The organism is Bradyrhizobium sp. USDA 4516, assembly GCF_054055915.1.
Map to the genome: position 1 here is coordinate 887,983 of NZ_JBSRXT010000001.1, position 25,045 is coordinate 913,027.

The 25,045-nt window shown below is 64.3% G+C and carries 21 protein-coding genes and 1 pseudogene; 8 read left to right on the top strand and 14 right to left on the bottom strand.

Features of this window, described 5'->3' with window-relative positions:
• Position 1: 1 nt before the first annotated feature.
• The 7 genes from ACVI1L_RS04185 to ACVI1L_RS04215 all read right to left on the bottom strand — a co-directional run bounded on the left by ACVI1L_RS04185 (position 2) and on the right by ACVI1L_RS04215 (position 6,630).
• Complete coding sequence (locus ACVI1L_RS04185) at positions 2-751, bottom strand: SDR family NAD(P)-dependent oxidoreductase (protein ID WP_057018854.1); 750 nt, start codon at positions 749-751, stop codon at positions 2-4.
• Position 752: 1 nt separating this feature from the next.
• Positions 753-1,547 (bottom strand): enoyl-CoA hydratase/isomerase family protein, encoded by a 795-nt coding sequence (locus ACVI1L_RS04190; protein ID WP_057018855.1) that lies wholly within the window; start codon positions 1,545-1,547, stop codon positions 753-755.
• A 13-nt stretch (positions 1,548-1,560) separates the two neighbouring features.
• Complete coding sequence (locus ACVI1L_RS04195) at positions 1,561-2,058, bottom strand: aromatic-ring-hydroxylating dioxygenase subunit beta (protein WP_168858853.1); 498 nt, start codon at positions 2,056-2,058, stop codon at positions 1,561-1,563.
• Complete coding sequence (locus ACVI1L_RS04200) at positions 2,058-3,317, bottom strand: aromatic ring-hydroxylating oxygenase subunit alpha (protein ID WP_057018905.1); 1,260 nt, start codon at positions 3,315-3,317, stop codon at positions 2,058-2,060. The genes ACVI1L_RS04195 and ACVI1L_RS04200 overlap by 1 nt, the downstream gene beginning before the upstream one ends.
• A 186-nt stretch (positions 3,318-3,503) precedes the next feature.
• Positions 3,504-4,013 carry a hypothetical protein gene (locus ACVI1L_RS04205; RefSeq protein ID WP_057018857.1) on the bottom strand — a complete coding sequence of 170 codons (510 nt, stop codon included), beginning with the start codon at positions 4,011-4,013 and terminating at the stop codon, positions 3,504-3,506.
• On the bottom strand, positions 4,010-5,107 hold the full coding sequence (locus ACVI1L_RS04210; protein WP_456782353.1) for a phosphotransferase family protein: 1,098 nt from the start codon (positions 5,105-5,107) through the stop codon (positions 4,010-4,012). The genes ACVI1L_RS04205 and ACVI1L_RS04210 overlap by 4 nt, the downstream gene beginning before the upstream one ends.
• Positions 5,077-6,630, bottom strand: a complete 1,554-nt coding sequence (locus tag ACVI1L_RS04215) for an acyl-CoA synthetase (protein WP_456782354.1) — start codon at positions 6,628-6,630, stop codon at positions 5,077-5,079. The genes ACVI1L_RS04210 and ACVI1L_RS04215 overlap by 31 nt, the downstream gene beginning before the upstream one ends.
• Before the next feature lie 202 nt (positions 6,631-6,832).
• Between ACVI1L_RS04215 and ACVI1L_RS04220 the strand changes: the two genes are divergently transcribed.
• The 6 genes from ACVI1L_RS04220 (at position 6,833) to ACVI1L_RS04245 (ending at position 14,427) form a co-directional block, all read left to right on the top strand.
• Complete coding sequence (locus ACVI1L_RS04220) at positions 6,833-8,056, top strand: ABC transporter substrate-binding protein (RefSeq protein ID WP_456782355.1); 1,224 nt, start codon at positions 6,833-6,835, stop codon at positions 8,054-8,056.
• 50 nt (positions 8,057-8,106) lie between these two features.
• Positions 8,107-9,222, top strand: coding sequence for a hypothetical protein (locus ACVI1L_RS04225; RefSeq protein WP_456782356.1), 1,116 nt, complete (start codon positions 8,107-8,109; stop codon positions 9,220-9,222).
• Between the two features lie 5 nt (positions 9,223-9,227).
• Complete coding sequence (locus tag ACVI1L_RS04230) at positions 9,228-10,154, top strand: acyl-CoA thioesterase (protein WP_141342413.1); 927 nt, start codon at positions 9,228-9,230, stop codon at positions 10,152-10,154.
• A 208-nt stretch (positions 10,155-10,362) separates the two neighbouring features.
• The gene (locus ACVI1L_RS04235) at positions 10,363-10,596 is read left to right on the top strand and encodes a hypothetical protein (RefSeq protein WP_159109512.1); all 234 of its coding nucleotides are present in this window, start codon (positions 10,363-10,365) and stop codon (positions 10,594-10,596) included.
• Positions 10,597-10,876: 280 nt separating this feature from the next.
• On the top strand, positions 10,877-13,207 hold the full coding sequence (locus ACVI1L_RS04240; protein ID WP_456785506.1) for a TonB-dependent siderophore receptor: 2,331 nt from the start codon (positions 10,877-10,879) through the stop codon (positions 13,205-13,207).
• Complete coding sequence (locus tag ACVI1L_RS04245) at positions 13,207-14,427, top strand: PepSY-associated TM helix domain-containing protein (RefSeq protein WP_456782357.1); 1,221 nt, start codon at positions 13,207-13,209, stop codon at positions 14,425-14,427. The genes ACVI1L_RS04240 and ACVI1L_RS04245 overlap by 1 nt, the downstream gene beginning before the upstream one ends.
• 22 nt (positions 14,428-14,449) lie before the next feature.
• Here the strand turns inward: ACVI1L_RS04245 and ACVI1L_RS04250 are convergent, their stop codons facing one another.
• Positions 14,450-14,977 (bottom strand): DUF4269 domain-containing protein, encoded by a 528-nt coding sequence (locus ACVI1L_RS04250; protein WP_456782358.1) that lies wholly within the window; start codon positions 14,975-14,977, stop codon positions 14,450-14,452.
• A gap of 220 nt (positions 14,978-15,197) precedes the next feature.
• On the bottom strand, positions 15,198-16,835 hold the full coding sequence (locus tag ACVI1L_RS04255) for an isocitrate lyase (RefSeq protein WP_057018867.1): 1,638 nt from the start codon (positions 16,833-16,835) through the stop codon (positions 15,198-15,200).
• A gap of 145 nt (positions 16,836-16,980) precedes the next feature.
• Between ACVI1L_RS04255 and ACVI1L_RS04260 the strand changes: the two are divergent.
• Positions 16,981-18,415 (top strand): annotated as a pseudogene (locus ACVI1L_RS04260) (helix-turn-helix domain-containing protein).
• A gap of 9 nt (positions 18,416-18,424) precedes the next feature.
• On the opposite strand, the gene serA reads toward ACVI1L_RS04260, so the two are convergent.
• From serA to ACVI1L_RS04275, 3 genes are all read right to left on the bottom strand, one after another.
• Positions 18,425-19,678, bottom strand: coding sequence for a phosphoglycerate dehydrogenase (gene serA / locus ACVI1L_RS04265; RefSeq protein ID WP_456782359.1), 1,254 nt, complete (start codon positions 19,676-19,678; stop codon positions 18,425-18,427).
• 351 nt (positions 19,679-20,029) lie between these two features.
• Entirely contained in the window at positions 20,030-20,365 is a 336-nt protein-coding gene (locus tag ACVI1L_RS04270) for a BA14K family protein (RefSeq protein ID WP_229192251.1), read from the bottom strand.
• Positions 20,366-20,553: 188 nt separating this feature from the next.
• Positions 20,554-20,850 (bottom strand): hypothetical protein, encoded by a 297-nt coding sequence (locus ACVI1L_RS04275; protein WP_229192252.1) that lies wholly within the window; start codon positions 20,848-20,850, stop codon positions 20,554-20,556.
• Between the two features lie 538 nt (positions 20,851-21,388).
• Between ACVI1L_RS04275 and ACVI1L_RS04280 the strand changes: the two genes are divergently transcribed.
• Positions 21,389-22,387, top strand: coding sequence for a helix-turn-helix transcriptional regulator (locus ACVI1L_RS04280; RefSeq protein WP_456782360.1), 999 nt, complete (start codon positions 21,389-21,391; stop codon positions 22,385-22,387).
• Between the two features lie 31 nt (positions 22,388-22,418).
• Here the strand turns inward: ACVI1L_RS04280 and ACVI1L_RS04285 are convergent, their stop codons facing one another.
• Complete coding sequence (locus ACVI1L_RS04285; protein ID WP_057018871.1) at positions 22,419-23,510, bottom strand: ABC transporter ATP-binding protein; 1,092 nt, start codon at positions 23,508-23,510, stop codon at positions 22,419-22,421.
• 83 nt (positions 23,511-23,593) lie between these two features.
• On the bottom strand, positions 23,594-25,033 hold the full coding sequence (locus ACVI1L_RS04290; RefSeq protein ID WP_233475792.1) for an extracellular solute-binding protein: 1,440 nt from the start codon (positions 25,031-25,033) through the stop codon (positions 23,594-23,596).
• Positions 25,034-25,045: the final 12 nt, after the last annotated feature.

The following is a 25,045-nucleotide window of genomic DNA, read 5'->3' on the forward strand; positions in this document are numbered from 1 at the left end:
TTCAGCCGCCGATGCCCATGCCGCCGGAAACGCCGAGCGTCTCTCCGGTGATATAGGCGGCCTGGTCGGAAGCCAGGAACAGCGCGGCAGCCGCGACCTCCTCCGGCTCGCCGAGGCGGCCGAGCAGCGTTGCGCCGGTCATTGCCTGCAGGATTCTGTCGCCGCCCTTTGCCACCGCCTGCTCCAGCATCGGCGTGCGGATCGGTCCCGGCGCGATCGCGTTCGCAGTGATGCCATAGCGTGCATTCTCCCGCGCGATGCTCCGGGTGAACGAGATCACGCCGCCCTTGGCCGCGGAGTAGACCGCGCCGCCCTTTGAGCCGAGCCGCGCCGCTTCCGAGGTAACGTTGATGATGCGGCCAAAGCCCGCCGCCTGCATCGCCGGCAACGCGGCGTGGGTGCAGGCCAAGACCGAGGTGAGATTGACCGCGATCAGCCGCGCCCAATCCTCCGCCGTGGTATCGGTGAAGAAGGCATGCTGATCGATGCCGGCATTGTTGACGACAATGTCGAATGGGCCGTCCTGCGCCATCACAGCCTGCACTGCCGTGGCATCGCTGACGTCTAATCCTGCAACGCCGGCGCCGGTCTCGCGCGCCAGCTCCGAGGCCGCGGCGACATCGAGATCGGCGATCACAACCCTGGCGCCCGCGCCGGCAAAGCTGCGCGCGATCGCAGCACCGATGCCCCGCGCGCCGCCGGAGACGAAGGCGCGGCGGCCATCGAGACGTCCGAATGGCAAGCTCGCCACCTCAGCGCCCCGTGAATACAGGCTGGCGCCGCTCGATCACCGCGGCGAGGCCTTCGCGTGCATCGGCCATCCCCGAGAGTTCGGCGACGGTGCGCGCCTCTTCCGACAGGCACTGCTCGATGCTGGTGCCGGTGCCGGCCCAGATCAGCCGCTTGGTCGCCGCCAGCGCCTTCGGCGCGCCGGCCGCAAGCTCGCGGGCCAGCGCGAGCGATGCATCGGCGAGCTCGGCATCGGGCACGACCCTGGTGACGATGCCGATCTGCAACGCTTCGGCAGCCGGGATCACCGGGTTAGTCAACAGGATCGACATCGCCCGCCGCAGGCCGACCAGCCGCGACAGCGTAACGGAGACGCCGGCATCCGGCGCCATCGCCACCCGCGTCGCGCCGGCGAGGAACTTTGCCGATTCCGCCGCGATCACGATATCGGAAGCGCAGACCAGGCCGAAGCCGCCGCCGCCCGCCGCAAAGCCCTGCACCGATGATATGACCGGCGCCTCCAGCCGCAGCAATCCAGTCACCGCATTCTGCAGATACGCCGTCGCCTGACGGATATAGTCCGGCAGCTTCTCGCCCTTGGAGGCAAAGGCGCGGACGTCGCCACCGGCGCAGAAATTGGTACCCTCGCCGCTCAGCAGCACGACGCGCAGATCGGAATGACCATGACAGACCATGATGGCGTCACACAGCGCGCGGAGCAGCTCGACGCTCATGCCGTTGGCCGCATCGGGGCGGTTGAGCCGCAGCCGCGCGATGCCGTCGGTGATATCGAGCAGAACGGGGCCCTTGTCGATCATGGCGCGTTTTCCTCTAGACCAGGAACGAGAGCGTGTAGATCGCCTTGTCGTTGTTGACGAGGATGACCTTCTTGGCGGCCATCCGCAATTCGCCATCGACATGGCGCAGCCGGTATTCATTGCGCGCCGCCCACAGCGTGTCGTCACGCAGGCTCGATTCGAAGATGAGGCTGTTGCTGGCGACCGCGATGTCGCCATCATCAGGCTGGTCATCCATCAATTCGATATTGGAGATCAGCCGGCGCAAATTCGACTGCGGCGTCTGGGTGAAGTGCTTGCCGGTCATCAGCTGCCGGACGCGCAGCGCGATCCGCGAGCGGTTGTCGTAGATGATCGACATCTGCCGTTCCGGGTCGATGTCGGCGCCGTTGGCCGGCACCCAATAGACGCCGTCGTCGGTCCAGAGCTTTTCCCAGGCCTCGTATTGATGCTCGTCCTGCAGCCGCGCCTCGCGATAAAGGAAGGCGGTGATGGCGCTCATCAACGTGGCGCTGCTCTCGCGCGACAGCATCAGCTAGGCTCCATCAACTTGCGATAATGGGTCCAGATGCCGCGCGACGGCACCTCGTCGGTGACGTGGCCGACCGTGAAGCCGAGTTCGTCCTGCCGCTCGCGCTTCTCGCCGCGGCCGAGGAAGATCCACTCGGGATTGCGCGCCAGCACGCCGCGATGGCAGCGCTCGTACATTTCGGAATCGTCCGCCAGCAGGAAGCCGGCTGGGCCGACCGAGCCCATGGTCTGCTGGCGCAGCCTTCGGTTCAGATCGGGCGCGCCCTTGAACTGCAACGCGGTGACGTGCTGCACGCTGTCGTCGACGCCGAGCGGCTGGATCACGAACATCTGGATCTCGGCGATGAACAGGTTCGGGAAGATCATCACATGCGGCGTGCCGTCGATCATGATCTCCCGCGCGGCGGTGTCGCCATGGGCGGCCTTCATGCGCGCCGTGTAGTCCGGCAACCGGTCCTCGCTGGTGCCGAACCAGCTCATCGGCGCGTCGCGCTTGCGGAACTCGGGCCGCAGGTCGATCTCGGTATGGCCGTTGCCGTAGTCGCGCGTCAGCGCGGTCGAGGCTCCGCCATAGAGTTTGCCGATCATGCTGTCGGCGACGCCGAAGATCGAGGTGTGCACGAAGGCCGGGTGATAGCCGTCGCACTCGTTCTCCAGGATGAACTTCCAGTTCGCCTTGACGCGATGCTTGAGGAAGCCCGCCGTGATCTCGACCTCGTTCTCCGGCGAGGTGCGCACCAGGCGATCGATGGTCTCGGCGGCGCCGCCGAGATGCTCCTTCAACGTCGGGCCATCGGCCGCGAACGAGCCGAACACGAAGCCGCGGTAAGACTCGACGCGCGTCACCCGCCCGAGCGCAAGCTGCGACTTGTCCTGCCCCTCATAGCCGTCGGGGAAGGCATAACCGACCAGGCGGCCGTCATTGGCAAAAGTCCAGGAGTGGAACGGACAGGTGAACGAGCGGGCATTGCCGCGCTCATAGGAGCAGATCTGGTTGCCGCGATGCGAGCAGCGATTGAGCAGCAGATTGACCTTGCCCTGCTCGTCGCGCGTCATGATCACGGATTGCGGGCCGATCGACTTGACGACGTAGTCGTTGGCGTTCGGCACCTCGCTCTCATGCCCGACATAGACCCAGGTGCGGTACCAGATGTTCTTGAGCTCGGCCTCGAAGATGTCAGGGTCGGTGTAGAGCGATCCGTGCACCCGGTCGGGCCGGATCAGCCGTTCCCATGGCGGGACGCCGGTCATCATGTTCATCGCTCCGTCTCCCTCGCCGGCCGCTTGCCGCGGATGTCTATCGGCCATTCAATAATAATCCGAACGACCGTTCGGTGAATTAATAGCATGAGCGCCATGGACCGGCAAGCTTCTTCGTGAGCGTCGCCGCTGGTCGCGGAAGGCGTGCAACGATGCATCCCGGCGGCGGTCGGCGACGAAACCACGCTAGCCCTGCGCCGCACCACCGTCGCGCTCGCGACCCGCGATCTGCTGCAGCATCGACTTCGGCGTCGTCGCAAGCTCGATCTTGAGCTGGTCGCAAATCGCCCGCCGCAGCAGGCGCTCGATCTCGGTCGCAGCATTGGGACTAGCCGCCCGTGCGTGCTCCCCGCTCGCCCAGAGCAGAAGTTGCCCCAGCCGCCGGTCGCCATCGTCGCGCAATGCCTCGATCGCGGCAACGTCGGACGGGCCGCCCTGGATGCGCGGCGTCGAAGGAACCTCCGGATGCGTCATGCTGCCGGCCAGTCGCTCGACCGTCGCGAAAGTATCGTCCTGCAGACGCACTTGCTCGAGCAGCGGCCCGGCCTTCCAGTCGGCTGCGAGCTTCAGCCCGTTCAGCGCGTAGACTGCAGAGAACACCTGCCCGCGAACGAAATCGTCATTGCTGTTCGGCACGACATGGCTTTGCAGTGCATCGATGATGCCGTCGATCAGCCGTTCGAATGACGCGCTCATGCCGCGGCCTCCAATGCGCGCTCGAAGGCCCGCACGATCGAGGGCATCTGGCTTGCCATCACGGCAAGCCGCATGTCGTTGAAGCGATCGACCTCGAAGGCGCGCACCGCGCACATCTGGATCGCGGCCGCCTGATACAGCGCATAGGCCTCGTAGAAGGCGAGGCTCTTGTCCGAGACCGGAATGCCGGAGGCGCGCTGATAGAGATCGATCACCTCCGTGCGCTCGAGCACGCCATAGAGCTTGCGGCTCCTGGCGTTGAAGGTCGGCAGCATCGCCCAGGCCAGATCTTCATGCGGATCGCCCAGGTGCGTGAGCTCCCAATCGAGGATGGCTGTGATCCGCCCGTTGTGCTCGATGAAGTTCCCGATCCGGTAGTCGCCGTGCACGATGGTCCGGCGCGGCGGCCGCGGACAGTTGTCCTGCAGCCAGCGTCCACCCCAGTCGAGCAGCGGATAGTAACGCGCCGTCGGCCGCGCCAGCGAGGCGCGCCAGCCGGCGATGGCGCGGACTTCGGCACGTTCTCCGCTGTGATGCCGCGATGCGAATGGCGTCGCATCCGCGTCGACCCGGTGCAGCGACGCGAGGATCTCGATGAACTGCCGGGCGACCGCGCGCTTGTGGTCCGGATCGAGTTCGCTCGCCGCCCAGGGCGCCGGCACGTCGCCCTCGACATGCACGCAGATGAAGAACGGAAAGCCGATCTCGGCGCCATCCTGTTCTGATGACACCAACGCCGGCACCGGTACGCCGCTGCCGGCCAGCGACTGCAGCGCATAAACCTGGGGCAGCACCGAGTAAGGCGCAAACAGCCCGCTCGGTGGACCGACGCGCAGGATCAGTTTGCGGTCGCCTTCAGCCGCAGTGCGGGCCACGAACGCATAGGTGATCCAGGAGAAACCCGATGATTTGCGGCCGAAGCCGACAATCTCCGTCCGGGTCCCGGATATCCGCGACAAATGCTGCGCCAGTGCGGCCCGCACTGTATCGTCATCCACCGCGACCGGGCGAACAGGCTCCGGCGCGGCCGGTGCATCATCGGATCGTTTCGCAGTCTCCTGCATCAATTGACCGACCTCGTATAGCCTTGCCACTTCTCCTCGCGCAGCGCCGACTTCATGATCTTGCCGGAGCCGGTCAGCGGCAATGGCTCGAGGCGGATATCGACAGAACGCGGGCACTTGTAACCGGCGATCAAGGTGCGGCAGTGCGCGATCACCATTTCGGAATCGAGACTCCTGCCGTCCTTCGGCACCACAATGGCGTGCACCGCTTCGCCCCATTGCGGATCGGGCACCGCGATTACGGCGCATTCCTTGACGTGCTCGTGCTGGAAGATGGCGTTCTCCACCTCGCCGGAATAGACGTTCTCGCCGCCCGAGACGATCATGTCCTTCAGTCGGTCGACGATATAGACAAACCCGTCCTCGTCCATCCAGGCGCCGTCGCCGGTGTGCAGCCATCCGTTGCGCAGCACGCGCGCGCTTTCCTCAGGCTTGCGCCAATAGCCGAGCATCACGCCGGCGCCGCGGATCGCGATCTCGCCCACCGTCCCGCGCGGCACCTCATTGCCCGCGGGATCGATGATGCGGATTTCAACGCCTGGCGCTGCCCGCCCCGCCGATTTGCGCTTGCCCGCCAGCGGCCCTTCCAGCGCGTGATACTCCCACGGCAGGATGGTCGCCAGCGCTGCGCTTTCGGTCATGCCGTAGCCCTGGTGAAAGCGCCAGCTCGGCAGCACGCGCATCAGCTTGACCAGCAGCGCGTCGGGCATCGGCGAGGCGCCATATTCGCAATCCTTGACGCTGCTCAGATCATATGTGCCGAAGGATGGATGGTTGAGCATCATGTTGAGCATGGTCGGCACAAACAGGCAGTAATCCACCTTGTGCTCGGCGATGGTCTTCATCGCGAGCTCGGGCTCGAATTTCGCGATGGTCACGTGCGTGCCACCGACCAGGGTCAGCGCGATCATCGGCGAGGTGCCGGCCAGATGGAACATGCCGGCCGAGTGCAGATACCGGGTATCTTCACGGAACCGGAGCGCATAGATCCAGACCAGCGATTCATAGATGATGTTGGCATGTGACAGCATCACGCCCTTGGGAAACCCGGTGGTACCGCCGGTGTAGAAGATGCCCGCGAGATCGTTGTAGGCGCCGGAGGCGTCCTCGATCGGCGCATGCGCTATGAGCTCGTCATAGCTTTGCATACCGTCGGGCACTTGCCCCTCATCGAGATAGACCATTGCGCTGAGTGATTTTGCGCCGCGCAGCGCGGACGCAATCTCGGCGAAGGCCTTGTCGACCAGCAACAGTTTTGGCGTGGAATCGTCAATCGCATAGGCGTTCTCGGCGACCGCCCAGCGCGTGTTGAGCGGCACCGCGACCGCACCGGCCCAGGCGATGGCATAGAGCGCCTCGATATAGAGGTCGCTGTTGTGCGCGAGGATGGCGACGCGATCGCCGGCATCGACGCCGAGCCGTCGCAGCCCGCCCGCGGCACAGGCGACGCGATGGCCGATCTCCTTCCAGCTCCGCGACCGTCCGGCGTGGATGGTGCCGGGTGCGTCCTTGCGCAATTGCACCGCCGCGATCAGCGCCTGCGTCAGCTTCATGTTTCCTCCACACCGTCATGCGGCCGCGCACGCCTGCGGATGTTTCCGTCACGCATGAGGCCGATACGCCGTCCGTAGATTCCAGTTGATAATCCGGACAGACGGTCTATTATTGCATAGCCGATGCGAGGGGTAAAGCCTTTCAAGGCTTCCATCGCCGGATCAACCAGCCCCGCAAAAGAGGGCGTCATGGGAGGGGAAGATGCGGAAGCCAATCGTCACGCTTGCGGTGTGGGCGTTCGCGCTCACCGGCGCGCTCGGAACGGCGAATGCCCAGAAGGCCTATGGCCCGGGGGTCAGTGACAGCGAGATCCTGCTCGGCGCCAACGCGCCCTACAGCGGACCGGCATCGATCTATGCGAGCTTCCCGAAAACCATGCTCGCCTATTTCACGATGCTGAACGAGAAAGGCGGCATCAATGGCCGCCACATCAACTTCCTGACCCGCGACGACGCCTATAGCCCGCCCAAGACCGTCGAAGTGACGCGCGCGCTGGTCGAGAACGACAAGGTGCTCGCGATCATGGCGCCGTTCGGCACGCCGACCAACGCCGCGATCCAGAAATATCTCAACAGCAACGGCGTTCCGCATCTGCTGGTGCAGAGCGGCGGTACGCGGTGGAACGATCCAAAGCAGTTTCCCTGGACAACGCCTTACTCGCCGACCTATGTCAACGAGTCGCGGATCATCGCGCGTTACGTCCTGCGCGAGAAGCCGGACGCCAGGATCGGCGTGCTGCTGCAGGCCGACGACATCGGCAAGGACTTTGTCCTTGGCCTGAAGGAAGGGCTCGGTGCCATGGCCGAGACGATGATCGTCAAGGAGGCGATGTATCAGTCGACCGAGCCCACCATCGACTCCCAGATCGTGAACCTGAAGGCATCGGGCGCCGACACCATCCTGATCGCCGCGCAGAACAAGTTCGCCTCGATGGCGATCCGCAAGATCCACGAGCTCGGCTGGAAACCGCTGATCTTCCTCGGCTCGACCGCGAATTCGATCGCCGGCGTGCTGGTGCCGGCAGGCATCGAGGCCTCCACCGGCATCCTGACCACGACTTCCTACAAGACGCCGAACGATCCGGCCTGGGCCAATGACAAGGGCATGACCGACTATCTCGCCTTCGCCGCGAAATATATGCCGGGGATGGACCCGAACGACGTGATCGCGGTGACCGGCTACACCACCGCCCAGCTCGGCGCCATCATCCTGCAGCGCTGCGGCGACAATCTCACGCGCGAGAACGTGCTGAAGCAGGCCACCAGTCTCAGCGGCATCGAGCTGCCGATGCTGCTCCCGGGCATCACGATCCAGACCACGCCGCAGGACTACGCAGCGATTACCGAGCGCCGTTTCGCCCGCTTCGACGGCAAGACCTGGGCGCTGTTCGGCGACATCGTGGGCGCCGGCCCGGCCAAGGACTGATCCCGCGCTACCCATCCGACCGAACCGGCTCAAACACAAGGACAAGAACAATGCTGACAGCCCAGGACGATCTCATCGGCCACCAGACGCCGCAGCCGTTTGCCAAGGCAGGCGGCGGCGATGCAAGGTTCACCGAACGCTACTGGTACACCGCGCATCCGATCGACGGCAGCGAACTGCTGATCGACATCGGGCTCGGCTATTACCCGAACCGCAACGTGATCGACGGCTTTGCCGGCATCACCATCGGCCGGCGTCAGCACAATTTCCGTGCCTCGCGCCGGCTCGGGACCCGTCCGCTGGAGACGGAAGTCGGCGGGCTCAGGATCGAGATCGTCGAGGGTAACAGCCTGCATAGGATCTCGCTCGCCGACAATCCGTCCGGCATCAGCTTCGCGCTCGAATTCAAGGCGAGCTTTCCGGCGGCGCAGGAGAAGCAGAATTTTCGCGAGCGCAACGGTGTCGTCGAGGAAGACCTCGCGCGCGTCTCGCAATTCGGCCGCTGGCGCGGCTGGATCGTCGCCGACGGCAAGCGTTACGAGATCGAGCCCGAGCTGTGGTGGGGGCAGCGCGACCGCTCCTGGGGCCTGCGATCCGAGATGCGCACCGACGAGACCAGGCCGCCGGTCGCGACCCATCGCAATTTCTTCTGGACCTGGTCGATGTTCCAGTTCCCGGAGTCGGCGCTATCGATCTTCATCAAGGAGCGCGCGCCGGGCAAGCCGCATTACCTCTCGGGCACCGAGTTCCACCGCGAAGCCGACGGATCGGTGTCGCATCGCGAGGTGACCTCGCTGGAGCACAAGATCGAGTGGGCTGACGATCCGCTCGGTCAGACCATCGCGTCGGCCGACTTCACCTTCACATTCGATCGCGGCGAGCCGCGCCGCGTCAGGATGCATGGACTGCCGACGCGATTCTATCTGAAGGCCGGCATGTATGGCGGCCTGCAAGGCTGGACCCATGGCGACGACCGCGGCGAGAGCCATGCCGGGCACGACATCTGGAACCTCGACGATGCGGCGACGCGCGCCATCGCACGGACGCTGTCGGATCATGTCGTCCGGCTCAAGAGCGGCAACGAGACCGGATTTGGCATCAGCGAATACGGTGTCGCCGCCGGCTATCCGCTCTATCCCGGACCACAGAAATTCCCAGCGATGTGATCGGAATGGACGGGCAACGCAAGCGCGTCGCGGAAGGCAGCGAATTCACTTGCGATCAATGGGACAATCAGGCAGCCGAGGCGCTGGTCTCGCTCGAGACGATCGCCCCGCTCCGCTATCGCAGCCGCTTCGGCGACGGCAATCTCAATGGCCGGTCCTATGGCGGCCAGATCCTTGGCCAGGCGATGATGGCCGCGACCCTCAGCGCGCCCGAAGATCGTCCCGCCGCGATGCTGCAGCTCCTGTTCCTGCGCGGTGCCGATCCCGGCCGCCGCATCACGTTCGACGCGCAGGTCCTGCAGGACGGTAAGCGGTTCTCCTCACGCCACGTCGTGGGCAGCCAGGGCAACGGGCGCACGGTCCTGAGCGCGCAGGCCACGTTCTGCGCAGCGCAATCGGGTCCGCGGCACGCAGCGCCATTCACCCCCTCAGAGGATCCGGAAAGCCTGCCAGATCTGACCATGATCCCCGACGGGCTGATGGCGCAGTTGCGACCGCTCGGTCCTTATTCCCAGCACATCAAGCCCAGCATGGATTTCCGCATCCCCGAGATCGAACGTCAGCTCTCGGCCGCGACGGCAGAGCCGCGCCTGCGCTTCTGGATCAGATCCAGGCAGCCGCTCACCACTGCTTCTCGCGCCCAGGCCGCGGTGTTCGCCTATCTCTCGGACTGGTGGCTCAACTTCTCCAGCGTCGGCGGCCATCTCGGCGATCTGCAGTCGCGCGCGCCACTCTATCTGTCGAGCCTCAACCATTGCATCTGGTTTCATCGCGTATTTTCGCCTGACGCCTGGATGCATGTCGAAACCGAGAGCCCATGCGCGGATGGCGGCCGCGGGCTGTCGATCGCGCGCGTCCACGACCGTGACGGCGCGATGCTCGCCACCGCGATCCAAGAGACGCTGATGGTCCATCCAGAGGGCGATGCGTAGACGCCACGACGGTTGAGCTGATGCCGCGATCGCGGCTTAGTTGCAGTGACGAGCTACAGCAAGTTCCACCCGGTGTTGAATCCTGGCAACACCGGCCAACAAAATGAACAAACGTTCAGCTTAGCTCGATCGCGACCACGACTGTGCCGCATCCCTGTCAAATCCTGCCTGCGGGTGGCGCAACAAAAACACTTTGGGGAAAACCTACATGCAGCAGGCACCGCTGGCCGCACGGAGTGCGGAATCGTCTGGATATGTTCTCTACTTCCAGCTCGCCAGCAACGGCACGAGGCGCGCGTGCAGTCTGACGATCCAGGCGGAAAGCGCCAACGAGGCGGCGCGGATCTTTCGCGAGAACTGGGGCACGATCGAATCCATGGCCCGCGACGGCGTGAGCACGGGAGTGGTCGGCAAGACGCCGGTCAGCCTGGCGTTGTCGTGAGGCGCATCGCGCGGCCTACGGCAAACCGTACACCTGAGATGTGACAGGACGACGGCTGCAGCCTTAGGCGACGATCGCACGGCCATTTGACGCGCAGACGCGACAAGCAGGTCACGAGGTTCAGGGCTCGCGCACACGCGCGAGCCCTGTCGTGTCTTAGAATGATTCAAATCCATTCCGGTTAGAGAGATTCAAGTCTGCTCCGGTTCTTTTCGCGCACGCCGACTGCTAGAGGCGCGCCGTGAACGAGTTCGCGTGAATCGGAAGTCCAAGAGTGCCTGTGAATGCTGATGGCCGGGTTGTCGGCGACCGTCGAAATGCCGCCGACAAGGGCCGCACCCATCTGCTGATCGGCGCAGCATTCCTGCTCGCCGATGTCGCCTCCGTGGCGACGCAGGCAAACGCCCAATCGAGCGTCCCGTTGCCGCCTGTTTCGGTCGACCAACCGACGCCGAAGCGCAAGCCGGCCGCCGCGGCAAAGCCGGCGCAGCGAACGCTGGCGGCCGCCGCGGCACGGCAGCGCAGCCGGAATGCCCAACCGGCGCCGCCGACACCGTCGGAGCGCGCGGCAGCTGCCGCCGCGGCGCTCAACGAAGCCAAGCTGCACTACCGCGCGATGCCAAGCCCAACCACGCTGCGCAGCGGCGCCTCGCCGCTGGACACCTCGCAGACGGTCAACGTTGTGCCCGAGCAGGTGCTGAAGGATCAGCTGCCGCGCAACCTCGACGATGCGCTCGCCAATGTCAGCGGCGTCACCCAGGCCAATACGCTGGCCGGCACCCAGGATGCGGTGATGCGCCGCGGCTTCGGCGACAACCGCGACGGCTCGATCATGCGCAACGGCATGCCGCTGGTGCAGGGCCGCAGCCTCAACGCAGCGGTCGAAAGCGTCGAGGTGCTGAAGGGCCCGGCGTCGCTGCTGTACGGCATCATGGATCCCGGCGGCATCGTCAACACGATCAGCAAGCGCCCCGAGCTCTACCAGCATGGTTCGGTGACCCTGCTCGGCTCGACCTATGCCAACTCCAGAACCGGAGCCGACGGCACCATCGACATCACCGGCCCGATCGGCGATGGCGGACTCGCCTATCGCTTTATCGGCTATGGCGTGAGCGAGGATTACTGGCGCAATTTCGGGCGCCATCGCGAAATGCTGGTCGCACCGTCGCTGGCCTGGTACGGCGAGAACACCACCGTCCAGCTCAACTACGAGCACCGCGAATTCATCACGCCGTTCGACCGCGGCACCGCATTCGATTCCGTGACCAAGGCGCCGCTGGCGATCCCGGCGACGCGCCGGCTCGACGAGCCCTTCAACAACATGTGGGGCACCTCCGACCTGATGCAGGCGTCGGTCGAGCACCGGCTGAACCAGGACTGGAAGCTGTTCGCGGCCTACAGCTACAACACCGAGACCTTCAGCGCCAACCAGCTCCGCATCACCGGCGTCAACGCCAAGACCGGCGTCGAGACCCGCAGCAATGACGGCACATGGGGCTCGCTCAGCAATGCCAGCTACGGCACCTCCTATCTGCAGGGCAATGTCTGGCTCGGCAACATTCGCAACGAGGTGCTGTTCGGCGGTGACGGCCAGTACCGCACGATCTACCGCGACGACCTGATCCGGCAGGCGACGCCGAGCTTCAACTTCTACAATCCGATCTATGGGCTGATCACGCCGGGGACGACGGTGTCCGCCGCCGATAGCGCGCAGACCGACAAGCTCGGCCAGTGGTCGCTGTTCTTCCAGGACACGCTGCATCTGACCGAGCGCTTCGCGCTGGTCGGCGGCGTACGATACATGGATTACGACCAGCTCGCCGGCAAGGGCCGCCCGTTCATCACCAATACCAATGTCTCGGCCGACAAGGTGCTGCCGCTCGGCGGCGCCATCTTCAAGCTCACCGACCAGGTCTCGCTTTATGCGAGCTACACGCAATCGCTGAAACCCACCTCGACCATCGCGCCGCTTACCGGCGGCGTCGTGATCGGGTCCAACATCGCGCCCGAAGAGGGCACCCAGTGGGAGACCGGCGTCAAGTTCGACTTCAACAAACAGATCTCCGGCACACTTGCGCTCTACGACATCGACAAGAAGAACGTGCTGGTTTCGCAGCTCAACGCCACGACTGGTATCGTCGAGTACCGTACGGCAGGCAAGGTTCGCTCGCGCGGCGTCGAACTCGACGTCACCGGCAGGCTGACTGACAATTGGAGCATGATCGGCAGCTATGGCTATACCGACGCACGCGTAACCGAGGACCCGACGCTCGCCGGCAAGGCCCTGCAGAACGTCGCGCTGAACACCGCATCGCTCTACCTCGTCTATGATTTCGGCACCACCCTGCCCGGCCGGCTTCGCCTCGGCGGCGGCGCGCGCTATGTCGGCGACCGGCCGGGCGATGCCGCGAACAGCTTCGTGCTGCCGGCCTACACGGTCGCTGACGTGTTTGCGACCTACGAGACCAAGGTCCAGTCGTTCCCGGTCATCTACCAGTTCAACGTCAAGAACCTGTTCGACACGGTCTACTACCCTTCGGCCAACAGCATCCTGACGGTCGCGATGGGCGACGCGCGGCGCTTCTCGCTCTCGGCGACGGTGAAATTCTGATGAGTGACGTTTGGCGCCCAATCAAGGCTGCACTGCTGCAGGTCCATTCCCTGGTTGGCCTCGTGCTGGCGCTGCTGTGGGCCGTGCTCGGCCTCACCGGCGCGACGATGGCCTTTGAGGATGAGATCGAGGCCAGCCTGAACAGTCGGATGATGCACGTCGAGGCCAGTGCAGCCCGGCGGCTCACGCCGGACGAGTTGATCGCGCGGCTGGCGGCGGCGGGCGATTTCGGCAAGGTCTCGGCCGTGACGATGTCGAGCGATCCATCGGCCGCGGCCCGCATCCGTTTTGCTCGCAGCGAAGGCGGCACGCGGCCGTCCTCGGTCTATGTCGACCCCTATGATGGGCACGTGCTCGGCTCGCCGCGCGGCGAGGACTTTTTCGCAACCGTCCGCAAGCTGCACCGCTGGCTGCTGTTGCCGGGCGACGGCAATGGCATCGGCCGCAAGATCACCGGCTCAGCCGCGATCTGCCTGATCGTGATGCTGATCACCGGCCTCGTGCTGCGCTGGCCGCGTCGTGCGCGCAGCGTCAAGATGTGGCTGAAGCCGAATTTGGGACTGCGCGGCCGCGGCCTGCATCGCTCGCTGCACGCCGTGATCGGGACCTGGGTGCTGCCGGTCTATCTGGTGATGACGCTGACCGGCCTGTGGTACTCGTTCGAGTGGTACAAGGCCGGCGCCAACTGGCTGTTCGCGCGGCCTCAGGCCACAGCCGCGGCGAACGCGATGCAGCCCAAACCGCCGCGCGGCGGCGCGGCTGCAGAGAGCAAGGGTGAAGCCAAGACCGAAACCAACGCCGAGGCAAAGCCGCTTGCCTTCGATCACGTCTGGTCGGCGTTCCTGCAGCAGGAGAACAACAGTTACGGAAGGGTCCTCCTGACCATGCCGGCCGGCGAGGGCACGGCCGTGCGCGTGCGGTCATGGCCGCGGGACTCGTCGCGCGAGGTCGTGCGTGACGAATTCCGTATCGATGCCCTCACCGGCCGCGTCGTCTCATCGGATCGCTACGCCGACAAGACGTTTGGCGAACGCGTCCTCGCCAGCGTGCTCGACATCCACCGCGGCGCCATCCTGGCATGGCCCGGCAAGCTCGCCTTCATGCTGGCCGCCGCCATGATGCCGCTATTCGCCGTGACCGGCCTGCTGCTTTATCTGTCCCGTCGCAGGCACCGGCGGCTCGCGCGGCAGCCGGTCGGCCACCTCGTTCCGGGCGAATGAAGCCGTTCTATCAATTTGTCGCTCAGCCGAAATCGCACGCCGCGAGCCGGACACGTAACTCGGCGTCCGTTTCGGCCGCGAGCTCAAGCAATCCACGATAGGGATCGCCCGATATCCCGAGCACGGTAGCGAACGCAGGCTCGGTCTTGAGACCGCCCGCCCTCAATTCCCTGACGGCTCGCCGCAGCCCTCCATCATCAAGCGCAAGCAGCCGCCGTTCGACCTCGAAATGGATCCAGCCTCGTTGTTGCTCCACCGGACGCAGATCACCGTACAGTTCGAACGGCCAGCCATCGCACACAAAGCGCGCAATCACCGGCCGCGTTCCCGAGGTCCACCGGAAGAGGACGAAATCATCGCACGCTTGATAGTGAGCCCAAACGATGTCCGCGAATGCGTTCGGGTCGGACGCATGGCAGACGATATCGATGTCGCTGCCGGGCACGGCGAGGCCGAGCGGCAGCGTTCCGACGATACGGGGATCGAACGGCTTCAGCAGTTCCATCACGGCGGAGCTGGTGACGGCGGATGCGTAGTGCCCGACAGTCATCGCGTGGCATGCCCTCAAGATCGCAGCGACGCATTACCACACGGGCGTGGAACGCGCGAACCTCTGCAAATGGCGGGCTCGAGGGGAAGCGGGCCTAAAAAAGTCGCGGGGCGATCTCGACCGCGTTACCGTGGTCGAAAATCGCCCCGCCAAGGCGGACAGGCAAGGCTGCTCGCGCGCCAGCCTGTCCAGCCGATGTCGGAATGATCCGTTCGATCGATCAGCCGAACTGGTTCATCGTGTTGTGGGCGCCACCCGCCTTGAGGGCAGCCTCACCGGCGAAGTACTCCTTGTGATCGTCGCCGATGTCGGAGCCCGCCATGTTCTGATGCTTGACGCAGGCGATGCCCTGACGGATCTCCGCGCGCTGCACGTTCTTGACGTATCCAAGCATGCCCTGCTCGCCGAAATACTCCCTCGCGAGATTGTCGGTCGACAGCGCAGCCGTGTGATAGGTCGGCAGCGTGATCAGATGATGGAAGATGCCGGCGCGCTTGGCCGAATCCGCCTGGAAGGTACGGATGCGCTCGTCGGCTTCCTTCGCCAGCGGCGTGTCGTCGTACTCCGCCTTCATCAGCTCGGCGCGGTTATACTTGCTGACGTCCTGGCCGGCTTCCTTCATCGCGTCATAGACCTGCCAACGGAAGTTGAGGGTCCAGTTGAACGACGGCGAGTTGTTGTAGGCCAGCTTCGCATTCGGAATGACCTTGCGGATGCGATCGACCATGCTGGCGATCTGCTCGATATGCGGCTTCTCGGTCTCGATCCACAAGAGGTCGGCGCCGTTCTGCAGCGAGGTGATGCAGTCGAGCACGCAGCGATCTGCACCGGTGCCGGGACGGAACTGGTAGAGGTTGCTGGGCAGACGCTTCGGACGCATCATCTTGCCGTTCTGGTTGATGATCACGTCGCCGTTGCGTGCGTTGGCGGCCGTCACTTCCTCGCAATCAAGGAAGCTGTTGTACTGGTCGCCGATGTCGCCGGGCTTGTGGCTCACGGCGATCTGCTGGGTCAGGCCGGCGCCGAGCGAGTCGGTGCGGGTCACGATGATGCCGTCTTCGACGCCGAGCTCGAGGAACGCATGGCGGCAGGCGCGGATCTTCGCGATGAACACCTCGTGCGGCACGGTCACCTTGCCGTCCTGGTGGCCGCACTGCTTCTCGTCGGAGACCTGGTTCTCGATCTGCAGGGCGCAGGCGCCCGCCTCGATCATCTTCTTGGCGAGCAGATAGGTCGCCTCGGCATTGCCGAAGCCGGCGTCGATGTCGGCGATGACCGGCACGACGTGGGTCTGGAAGTTGTCGATCTTCTCGATCAGCGCCTTTTCCTTGGCCTTGTCGCCTTCCTTGCGGGCCGCATCGAGCGCGCGGAAGATATCGTTCAACTCACGCGAATCCGCCTGACGCAGGAAGGTGTAGAGCTCTTCGATCAGGGCCGGCACCGAGGTCTTCTCGTGCATCGACTGATCCGGCAGCGGGCCGAACTCGGAGCGCAGCGCCGCGATCATCCAGCCGGAAAGATACAGATAGCGGCGGTCGGTATTGCCGAAGTGCTTCTTGACCGAGATCAGCTTCTGCTGGGCGATGAAGCCGTGCCAGCAGCCGAGCGACTGGGTGTACTTGGTGCTGTCGGCGTCATAGGCCGCCATGTCGGCGCGCATCAGCGCAGCCGTGTAACGGGCGACATCCAGACCGGTCTTGAAGCGGTTCTGCAGGCGCATCCGCGCCACGGCTTCGGCGGTGACGCCGTTCCAGGTGTCCTTGCCCTTGAGCAGCGCTTCGGCCGCCTCGATCTCGCTCTGATACGAAGCCGGTCCCTGGATGGCCCGGTCGCTGATCCCGCGCGGTTGGAAGTTCATGTCCGTGATCCCTTCGGTGACGAAATAACTGCACCATTTGTGACGCGCGGCGTCATCGGGAGCTAGACCTGGCGCGGAAAACTTGTCATAACTTACAAGAAACCGATGTATTGTTGTAAGAATCTTACAAACCTTGGATAAGGCGATGGTAACCTCAAGCGCCCGTTCCGTTTTCATGGGCCCGCGGCTACGCCGGCTGCGGCGCGACCTCGGGCTGACCCAGGCCGACATGGCCGCCGATCTCGAAATCTCGGCCCCCTATGTGGCGCTGCTGGAACGCAATCAGCGCCCGGTGACGGCCGACATGCTGCTGCGGCTTGCCCGCACCTACAAGATCGATCTGGCTGATCTCGCTGGCGATGGCGGTGCCGATCACACCGCCCGCATGCAGTCCGTCTTGAAGGAGCCGATGTTTGCCGACATCGACATCCCCGCGCTCGAGGTCAGCGACCTCGCGGTCAGCTATCCCGGAATGACCGAGGCGTTCCTGCGCCTCTACACCGCCTATCGCGAAGAGCAGCTGGCGCTTGCGGAGCGCAGGGCTCCGGACATGGCGATCGCTTCACCGGGCCAGGAGAACTTTGACGCCAACGATCCCGTTGCGGAGGTCCGACGTTTTCTCGCCGCGCGCCGCAACAATTTTGCCAGCCTCGACGATGCCGCCGAGCGGCTCGTCCACGAACCTGCCGGGCCCGCCGGATTTATCGAGCGGCTTCGGGAGCGACATAAACTCCAGGTCCGCTATCTGCCGCCGAACGTCATGCTGGGTTCGATCAGGCGACTGGACCTTCATCGCAGACAATTGCTGCTCGAGGACTCGCTCGATACCGCGGGGCTCAATTTTCAGCTGGCCAAGCAACTTGCCTATCTGGAACTGGAAAACGAGATCGGCGCCGCCGTCGAAGCCGGCAAGTTCACGACCAAAAGCGCCGAGCTGCTGGCGCGCCGTGCGCTTGCGGCCTACGCCGCCGCCGCACTCATCATGCCGTATTCGGTGTTCGCGAAAGCGGTCGAGGCCCGCCGCTACGATCTGGAGGCGCTGGCGCGTCAATTCGGCACCAGCTTCGAGCAGGTCGCGCACCGCGTCACGACCCTGCAACGGCCGGGTCTCGAAAAGGTCCCGTTCTTCCTGATCCGGGTCGATCCGGCCGGCAACATTTCCAAGCTGCTTGACGGCGCCGGCTTTCCCGTTTGCAAAGCACGGCGGTGCATGTCCGCTATGGTCAGTGCACGACATCTTCAAGACGCCGCGCCAGATCGTCACCCAATGGCTGGAACTGCCCGACGGACAGCGGTTCTTTTCGATCGCCCGCACCGTGACCGCCGGCGGCGGCGCGTTCGGCGCCATCCGCGTCGAGCGCGCGATCGCGATCGGCTGCGCCGCCGAACATGCGGGCCAGTTGATCTACACACGCGACGGACAGGGACCGAATGCCGACGAGCCGACGCCGATCGGCGTCGCATGCCGGGTCTGCCATCGGCCGAGATGCGCGGCGCGGTCGGCGCCGCCGATCGGACGCGAGATTCTTCCGGACGATTTCAGGACCTCGAGCGTGCCGTTCGGGTTCTCGGCGGATTGACGAAGTCGATCACCCCTGCGGCCGGTTCGCGTCATACAGCACCCGCACGCGGATCGTGCCGTCAATCGCTCTCAAATCGGCCAGCAATCCCTCGCCCTCGCCGCCGACAACGTCGGTCTCGAGCACGACATAGCCGACTTCCGGATCGGTCTGCAGATATTGCGCCAGGATGTTGATCCCGTGCCGGGAGACCGCGTCGTTGACCTGGCGCATGACGCCGGGAACGTTGCGATGAACATGGATGAAACGGGTGCCGGTCGGTCGCGCCGGCAATTGCACCTGCGGAAAATTGACCGCGCCGAAGGTCGACCCGACATCGGAATAATCGATCAGCTTGCGTGCAACTTCGCCGCCGATCCGATCCTGCGCCTCTTCCGTCGAACCGCCGACATGCGGCGTGAGGATGACGTTGGGAAGACCTTGCAGCGGCGAGACAAAGCGCGCCTCGTTCGACACCGGCTCGACCGGAAACACGTCGACCGCGGCACCCGCCAGCCGGCCCCCACGCAGTGCGCTCGCCAGCGCATCGAGATCGACCACGGTGCCGCGCGAGTTGTTGATCAGATAGGCCTCAGGCTTCATCAGCTGGAGCTGGGCGGCGCCGATCATGTTGGCGGTGGCCGGCGTCTCCGGCACATGCAGCGATACGACGTCGCTGGCTGCGAGCAACGCGTCGAGCGATTCGGCGGGCTCGGTATTGCCATGGCGGAGCTTGTCGGTCTGATCAAAATAGATCACGCGCATGCCCATGGCTTCGGCGAGGTTCGACAGCTGCGAGCCGATGTTGCCGTAGCCGACGATGCCGAGCGTCTTGCCGCGCACCTCGCGGCTGCCTTCGGCGGACTTGTCCCAGCCGCCGGCATGTGCGGAGACCGAACGCGGAAAGATCCGGCGGAACAGCATCACGATCTCGGCGATGGTCAGCTCCGCCACACTGCGGGTGTTGGAGTATGGCGCGTTGAAGACGGGGATTCCCAGCTTCCGCGCGGCGTCGAGATCCACCTGATTGGTGCCGACCGAAAAGCAGCCGACAACGAGCAATCGGTCGGCGGCCTCCAGGATGTCCGCGGTCAACTGGGTCCGCGAGCGAATTCCCAGCATGTGGATGCCCGACAGCGCCTGCCTGAGTTCTTTTGGTCCCAGCGCCTTGGGCAGACGCTGCAGCTCGGTATAGCCGTTCGCCTCAAACATCCGGGCCGCGGATTCGTTCACGCCCTCCAGCAGCAGCGCGCGTATTTTGGTCTTGGGAAGCGACAGCATCATCGAGATCCGGATTCGTAAGGTTCGGGCAGATCCTGCCACGAGCGCAGTTTCGACGGATCGCGTGATAGCATAGAAAACGGTCGCGTCAGAAGCCGCCGTGGGCTGCCCGCTCTGCGATTCCCGATGAAGCCTCTCGATCCGCGCATCCAGGCGCGGAGCGGGAACCCGTTCAGTCAAAGATCCTGGCCAATTCGCCGGCAGAAGCCGCGTTTGCGGCTCCTGGGGCGCTCGAACGCCTGCTCCGGCTCACGGGCCGGAGCTCCATTCGTGCTCAGCGTGGCGCCGAGGGCTATTGTCTGGAGCGGCGGGTTCGCTTCCTCCCCGTTCCGGCGCCGCAAGCCTGCGGCAGTCTCACTGGCAGGGATACCGCCGGCCGTCCTTTGCCTGGAACGTATTCGACGCCGCATCGTACGAGCGATAGCGCTGGGCGCAGGACGCCGCGTGCTGCTGGGCGGCGGCAGCTTCCTGCTGCGCGGCGGCGTTGGCTGCGCCGGCCGCGATGACGCCGCCGATGAGGCCACCGACCAGTCCGCCGACGGCAGCGCCGCCGCCATTGTCATAGCACTGCCCGTAACGGCACCAAACCTTCTCGGTCAACGACGGCACTGCCGCCGCAACGCCGGTACCGTGCTGCAACGGAGCCGAAATGGCGGAGGCCGAAAACACCACGGCACCGGTGGTCGCCATCAAAACAACTTTCACAAAGCGAGCCCTGCGCATCATATCTCCTGCTTCATTGCTGTGGGCGCAGGCCGGCACCTGCGTCCCGATTCCCTCGACTTGGATGAACTCGTCTGGTTCCGGACCGGACGACACCCGGACACGCGCGGCCGGTTACAATTCGCGCGTCAGCCCGCTTCACAGATGGGCGAAGTTCATTGGCCGGCCGCGTTCACGACGCGGCAGAGGTTATCGCCGACACCTGGAGCCAACTGTCCCGGCGGCAAGCTGAAGATCGCATCGACGCGGCTGCCTTTGCCGTCCTTGCGGACGACGACTTGCAGCGTTTGTGGGCGGCCGGATCCGGTGGTGTCCTGCTGGGTGGTCAGCGTGCCGAGTTTCTTGTCGACGTTCACACCGACAAAGCCCTCCGCCAGAACGGCGCGGGACACCTTGTCGAGGGCGGCACCGGGATTGACCGACGGGAAGATCATCCAGGTCTTGTGCGTCATGCCCGTTACCATGGGAACGCCGGTGCTCTGGACGTGATCTGCGCAACCATCGGCCAGCGCAGGCATGGACGAAAGAACTGTAAGCGCGAGTACGCAAGTAATCCTTGTAAGCATGCTTTCATAACCCGTTTGAGTTGGTCGTGACGATTTAGGCCAAATGGGCTACGAGTCCATGGACGACGTCGCATTCCGGATGCAGGCGTTCGGATTGTGGCTAGAGCAGTCGATCGCGAATGCTGTGCATCCGCTGGTGCTCTCGAACGTTGGCGCGGCGGATTGAATCGGAACGTTCGCGCGATGCCGGCGAGCGGATGAGATCAAATGTCAGCTTTCGCGGCTCGATTGCGCGACCTGGATATTCTGTTCGCTATTCGGATATTGAAGAAATTGTGAGAAAGGGCACGCGACCCGAAATCACCAAAGCTGTGCTAGTGTGGTGATGCGGTCTATGCGTGTGGCGGACGCCCTGAACAGCGGAAAACCGGTCTGATGGATCGGGCAATCCGCGAAACAGCAATCATCCGATGGTTGGGATTTGATGGTCGAAGACGTACTCGCTGCACCTCCCACGCGATCGGGATCTTCGTTCGAAGAACTCCTTGAAATGCTCCACCCCCACGGGATCAATGCGCATTCCTCGCCGCGGCCTGACGAATCGTTTCGCTGGCATGCGGACATAGCCATCGGCGCGGAACTTGACGTCGTGCGGGCCGATCTGTCGGCCGGTTGGGATTGGCGCTATTCTTACGAGAAATCTGCCGGAGAGCTTGCAATAAGCCTGCTGAATGCCGGCCAGGCCGAAATGCTCATCGCAGGAAAGAGTATCCAGCGGACCCCCTCCGAGATCGCCATCGTGCCCCTTCCGACGATGCAAGCGCAGCGGGTCGAAGCGGTCGATGGACGATACTCAAGCGTCACGCTCACCTTGCATACGAGCGCAGTTACCAAGGTGCTGTCGGCGACGTTCGGGAGCACAGCGCTGGAAGATCTCAATCTGACGCCGATCGTCGACTTGTCGACCGGCGTTGGACAGACCCTTCTTCAGCTTGTCCGCACGAGCACCACCGGTCTGTATGACGGGATCCTGGTACGCTCTCCGAAAGCCAGCGCGCTGCTATCGGAAGCAGCCATACAGCTCATCCTTGAGAACGTTCCTCATCGGTTGACGGACCGGTTGAGCCGCCACCCGCGGGATGCGCCGCCGCGCTACATCAGGCGTGCGGTCGAGTATATGCGGGCCAATCCGCATCTGCCGCTGACGATCTCGGATATTGCCGCAACGGTTGGGGTCAGCAGCCGGTTGCTGCAATTGGGCTTCCGCAAAATTCACGGCACGACGCCGGTCGCCTATTTGCGGCAAATTCGGCTGGAGGCCATCCACGACGAACTGTCGCGACCGGAGAACATGCTCCCGGTCAGCGAAGTTGCCCTGAAGTGGGGCATTACGCATATGGGCCGTTTCGCTGCGGTGTACCGCTCGGCCTTCGGCCTGTATCCGTCCGATACGGTCCGGCGCGCGCGAGGTTTCTTAAGCTAGGCAGGCGGTTGTCGAGCCAGGCTGCGGCGGATCAGCAAATAGCCGTCCCAGACACCTTGTCGAACAAGTGCGTTCGCTCAAGATCGAGCGCGACGTCGATGACATGATCCGGCTCCGCGGCGACGCCGACCGGCATTTGCGCCGTGAATGCGAATGGGCCGACCGTCCCGATCACCAGCGTGTGCGGCCCGAGCGGCTCCACGTCTTTCACAAGGATCCGGATCGAAGAGCCCGCCGGCGCGTCTTGCCGCAACACATGATCGGGCCGGACGCCGAGCACCACGGGCTTGCCGACGCTGCCGGCATAGGCCGCCTCGCGTGACTTCGGCACTCTCAACGCCGTGCCCGACGGCTCGGTGAAAATGAGCGCGCCGTCGCGGGCGGCGAGCTCGCCATGGATGAAATTCATGCTGGGCGCGCCCATGAAACCGGCGACGAAGAGATTGCTGGGCTTCTCGTAGATCGTGATCGGATCGGCCGCCTGCTCGATGCGGCCGCGGTTCATCACCACGACGCGGTCGGCCATGGTCATGGCTTCGACCTGGTCGTGCGTGACATAGACGATCGTCTTGGCGAGACGGCGGTGCAGCGCCTTGATCTCGGTCCGCATCTCGATGCGGAGCTTGGCGTCGAGATTGGACAATGGCTCGTCGAACAGAAACACATCCGGGCTGCGCACGATGGCGCGGCCGATCGCCACGCGCTGGCGCTGCCCGCCCGAGAGCTGTTTGGGCCGGCGCTGCAGATATTGTTCGAGGTCAAGCACGCGTGCCACGTCATTGACGGCCTTCTCGATGCTGGCGCGCGATTCGCCCCGCACCTTCATGCCGTAGCCGATGTTCTCTCCGACCGTCATATGCGGGTAGAGCGCGTAGTTCTGGAACACCATCGCGCAATTGCGCAGGCCGGGACGCAATTGCGTCACGTCGCGATTGCCGATGCGGATGGTTCCGCTCGTCACCGCCTCCAGTCCTGCGATCATGCGCAACGTCGTCGTCTTGCCGCAGCCGGACGGGCCGACAAGCACGACAAACTCCTCGTCGGCCACGTTGAGGTCGAGCCCTTCAATGATCTTGTAGGGTCCGTATGCCTTGCTGACGTTCTCGATCTCGACGTGCGCCATGGAATCCCTTTCCGTCCCTTCGTCGACGGCAAGTAAAGTCCCGGACGACGCTCGCGCATCATCCGGGACGTCTCGCTGGAAAGCTAGTTCTTCGGCGGAAGACCCATCGCCGCGCGATAGGCCGCGAGCTGCTTGGCCCGGCCGAACTCGTCGGTCAGCCGATTCCACTCCTTGGCCATCGCGTCGAGCGCCGCCTGCGGCGTGGTCTGGCCGGCCAGCGCCTTGCCGAGCTCGATCTCGACCACCTCGGTGTAAGAGAAGTAGCCGGGCAGACGCATGTCGAGCGCGACGTTCTTGGCATTGATGGAGTCGGATTGCGCGCCGAGATATTCCTTGGCCTCTTCCGGCGAGAAGATCTTGCTCCACAGTTGCAGATTGGCCGTGTGCGATTTGCGATAGGGATTGACGCCGCTGCCGCCGGTGATCGCCGCCTGGCCCGACACTTCAGGACTTGTCAGTGTCTTGACGAAATCCCACGCCGCCTTCTGGTTCTTGCCGGCCTTCGGCACCGCGATCTGCCAGCCGCCGAATGCCATGAACGGGCCCGGAAGCACGCTCGGGAACTTGTCCCACTTCTTGGTCTTGGCGTTCCAGATCTCGTCCGAACCGGGTAGCATCGCCGAACCGACCTTGCCCGAGATCTTCGACTGCTTCGGGTCGGCGGCGATGACGCCGGTGTCGCCCCAGCCGATCGATTCCGCTACCTGGCCGCCGGCCACGGCAGCGTTCACCTCGCCGAACGAGAAATTCAGCGCGTTGGGCGGCCCGAGCTTCGATGCCCTGATGTATTCCTCGAGCCCCTTCACCCAGCCCGGATTGTTGATCTGCGCGTCCATCGTCTCGGGATCGAAGAACATCGCGCCCGGATAGTTCGGATTGTTGGTGTAGGCCGCCGCATGGCTGAAGAAGAACCAGAACTGCTGACCGCCGCGGCGGAAGGCTTCCGCCGTTCCCCACAGCCCCTTGTCTGGCCGCTGGAAGAACTCGGCAATGTCGAGATACTGCTTCCAGGTCTTCGGCGGCGCGAGGTCGTAGCCGTATTTGGCCTTGAAGGCGTCCTTCTCCTTGGGATCGCTGAACAGGTCGGTGCGGTAGGTATAGGTGTGGACGTCGCCATCCATCGACTGCGAGTAGATCTTGCCTTCCCACACCATCAGCCGTTCGCGATAGGCCGGCTCGATATCGTCCCAGTCCTTGCCGGACTGCATCTCCTTCGGCATCTCGCTGAGATAGGGCACGAAATCCGGCAGCCAGGCCGGCGCGAAGCTGACGAGGTCGAACGTCGCGTCCGATGCGGTGAGCGACGTCGCGATCTTCGGATAGAGCTCGGACCATGGAAACTCCACGACATTGACCTTGCCGCAGGTCTTCTTCGCCCATTCGTCCGCGCCGAGCTTGAGCGCGGAGGCGATATACGGCCCGGTCTGCGACGCCACCGTCAGGGTGACGCCGGTATAGTCCGGGCTGCAGGCAGCATTCGCCTGGCTCGCGGCACAGGCCATCGCGAGCGAGGTGGTCAGCATCAGGAACGTCCG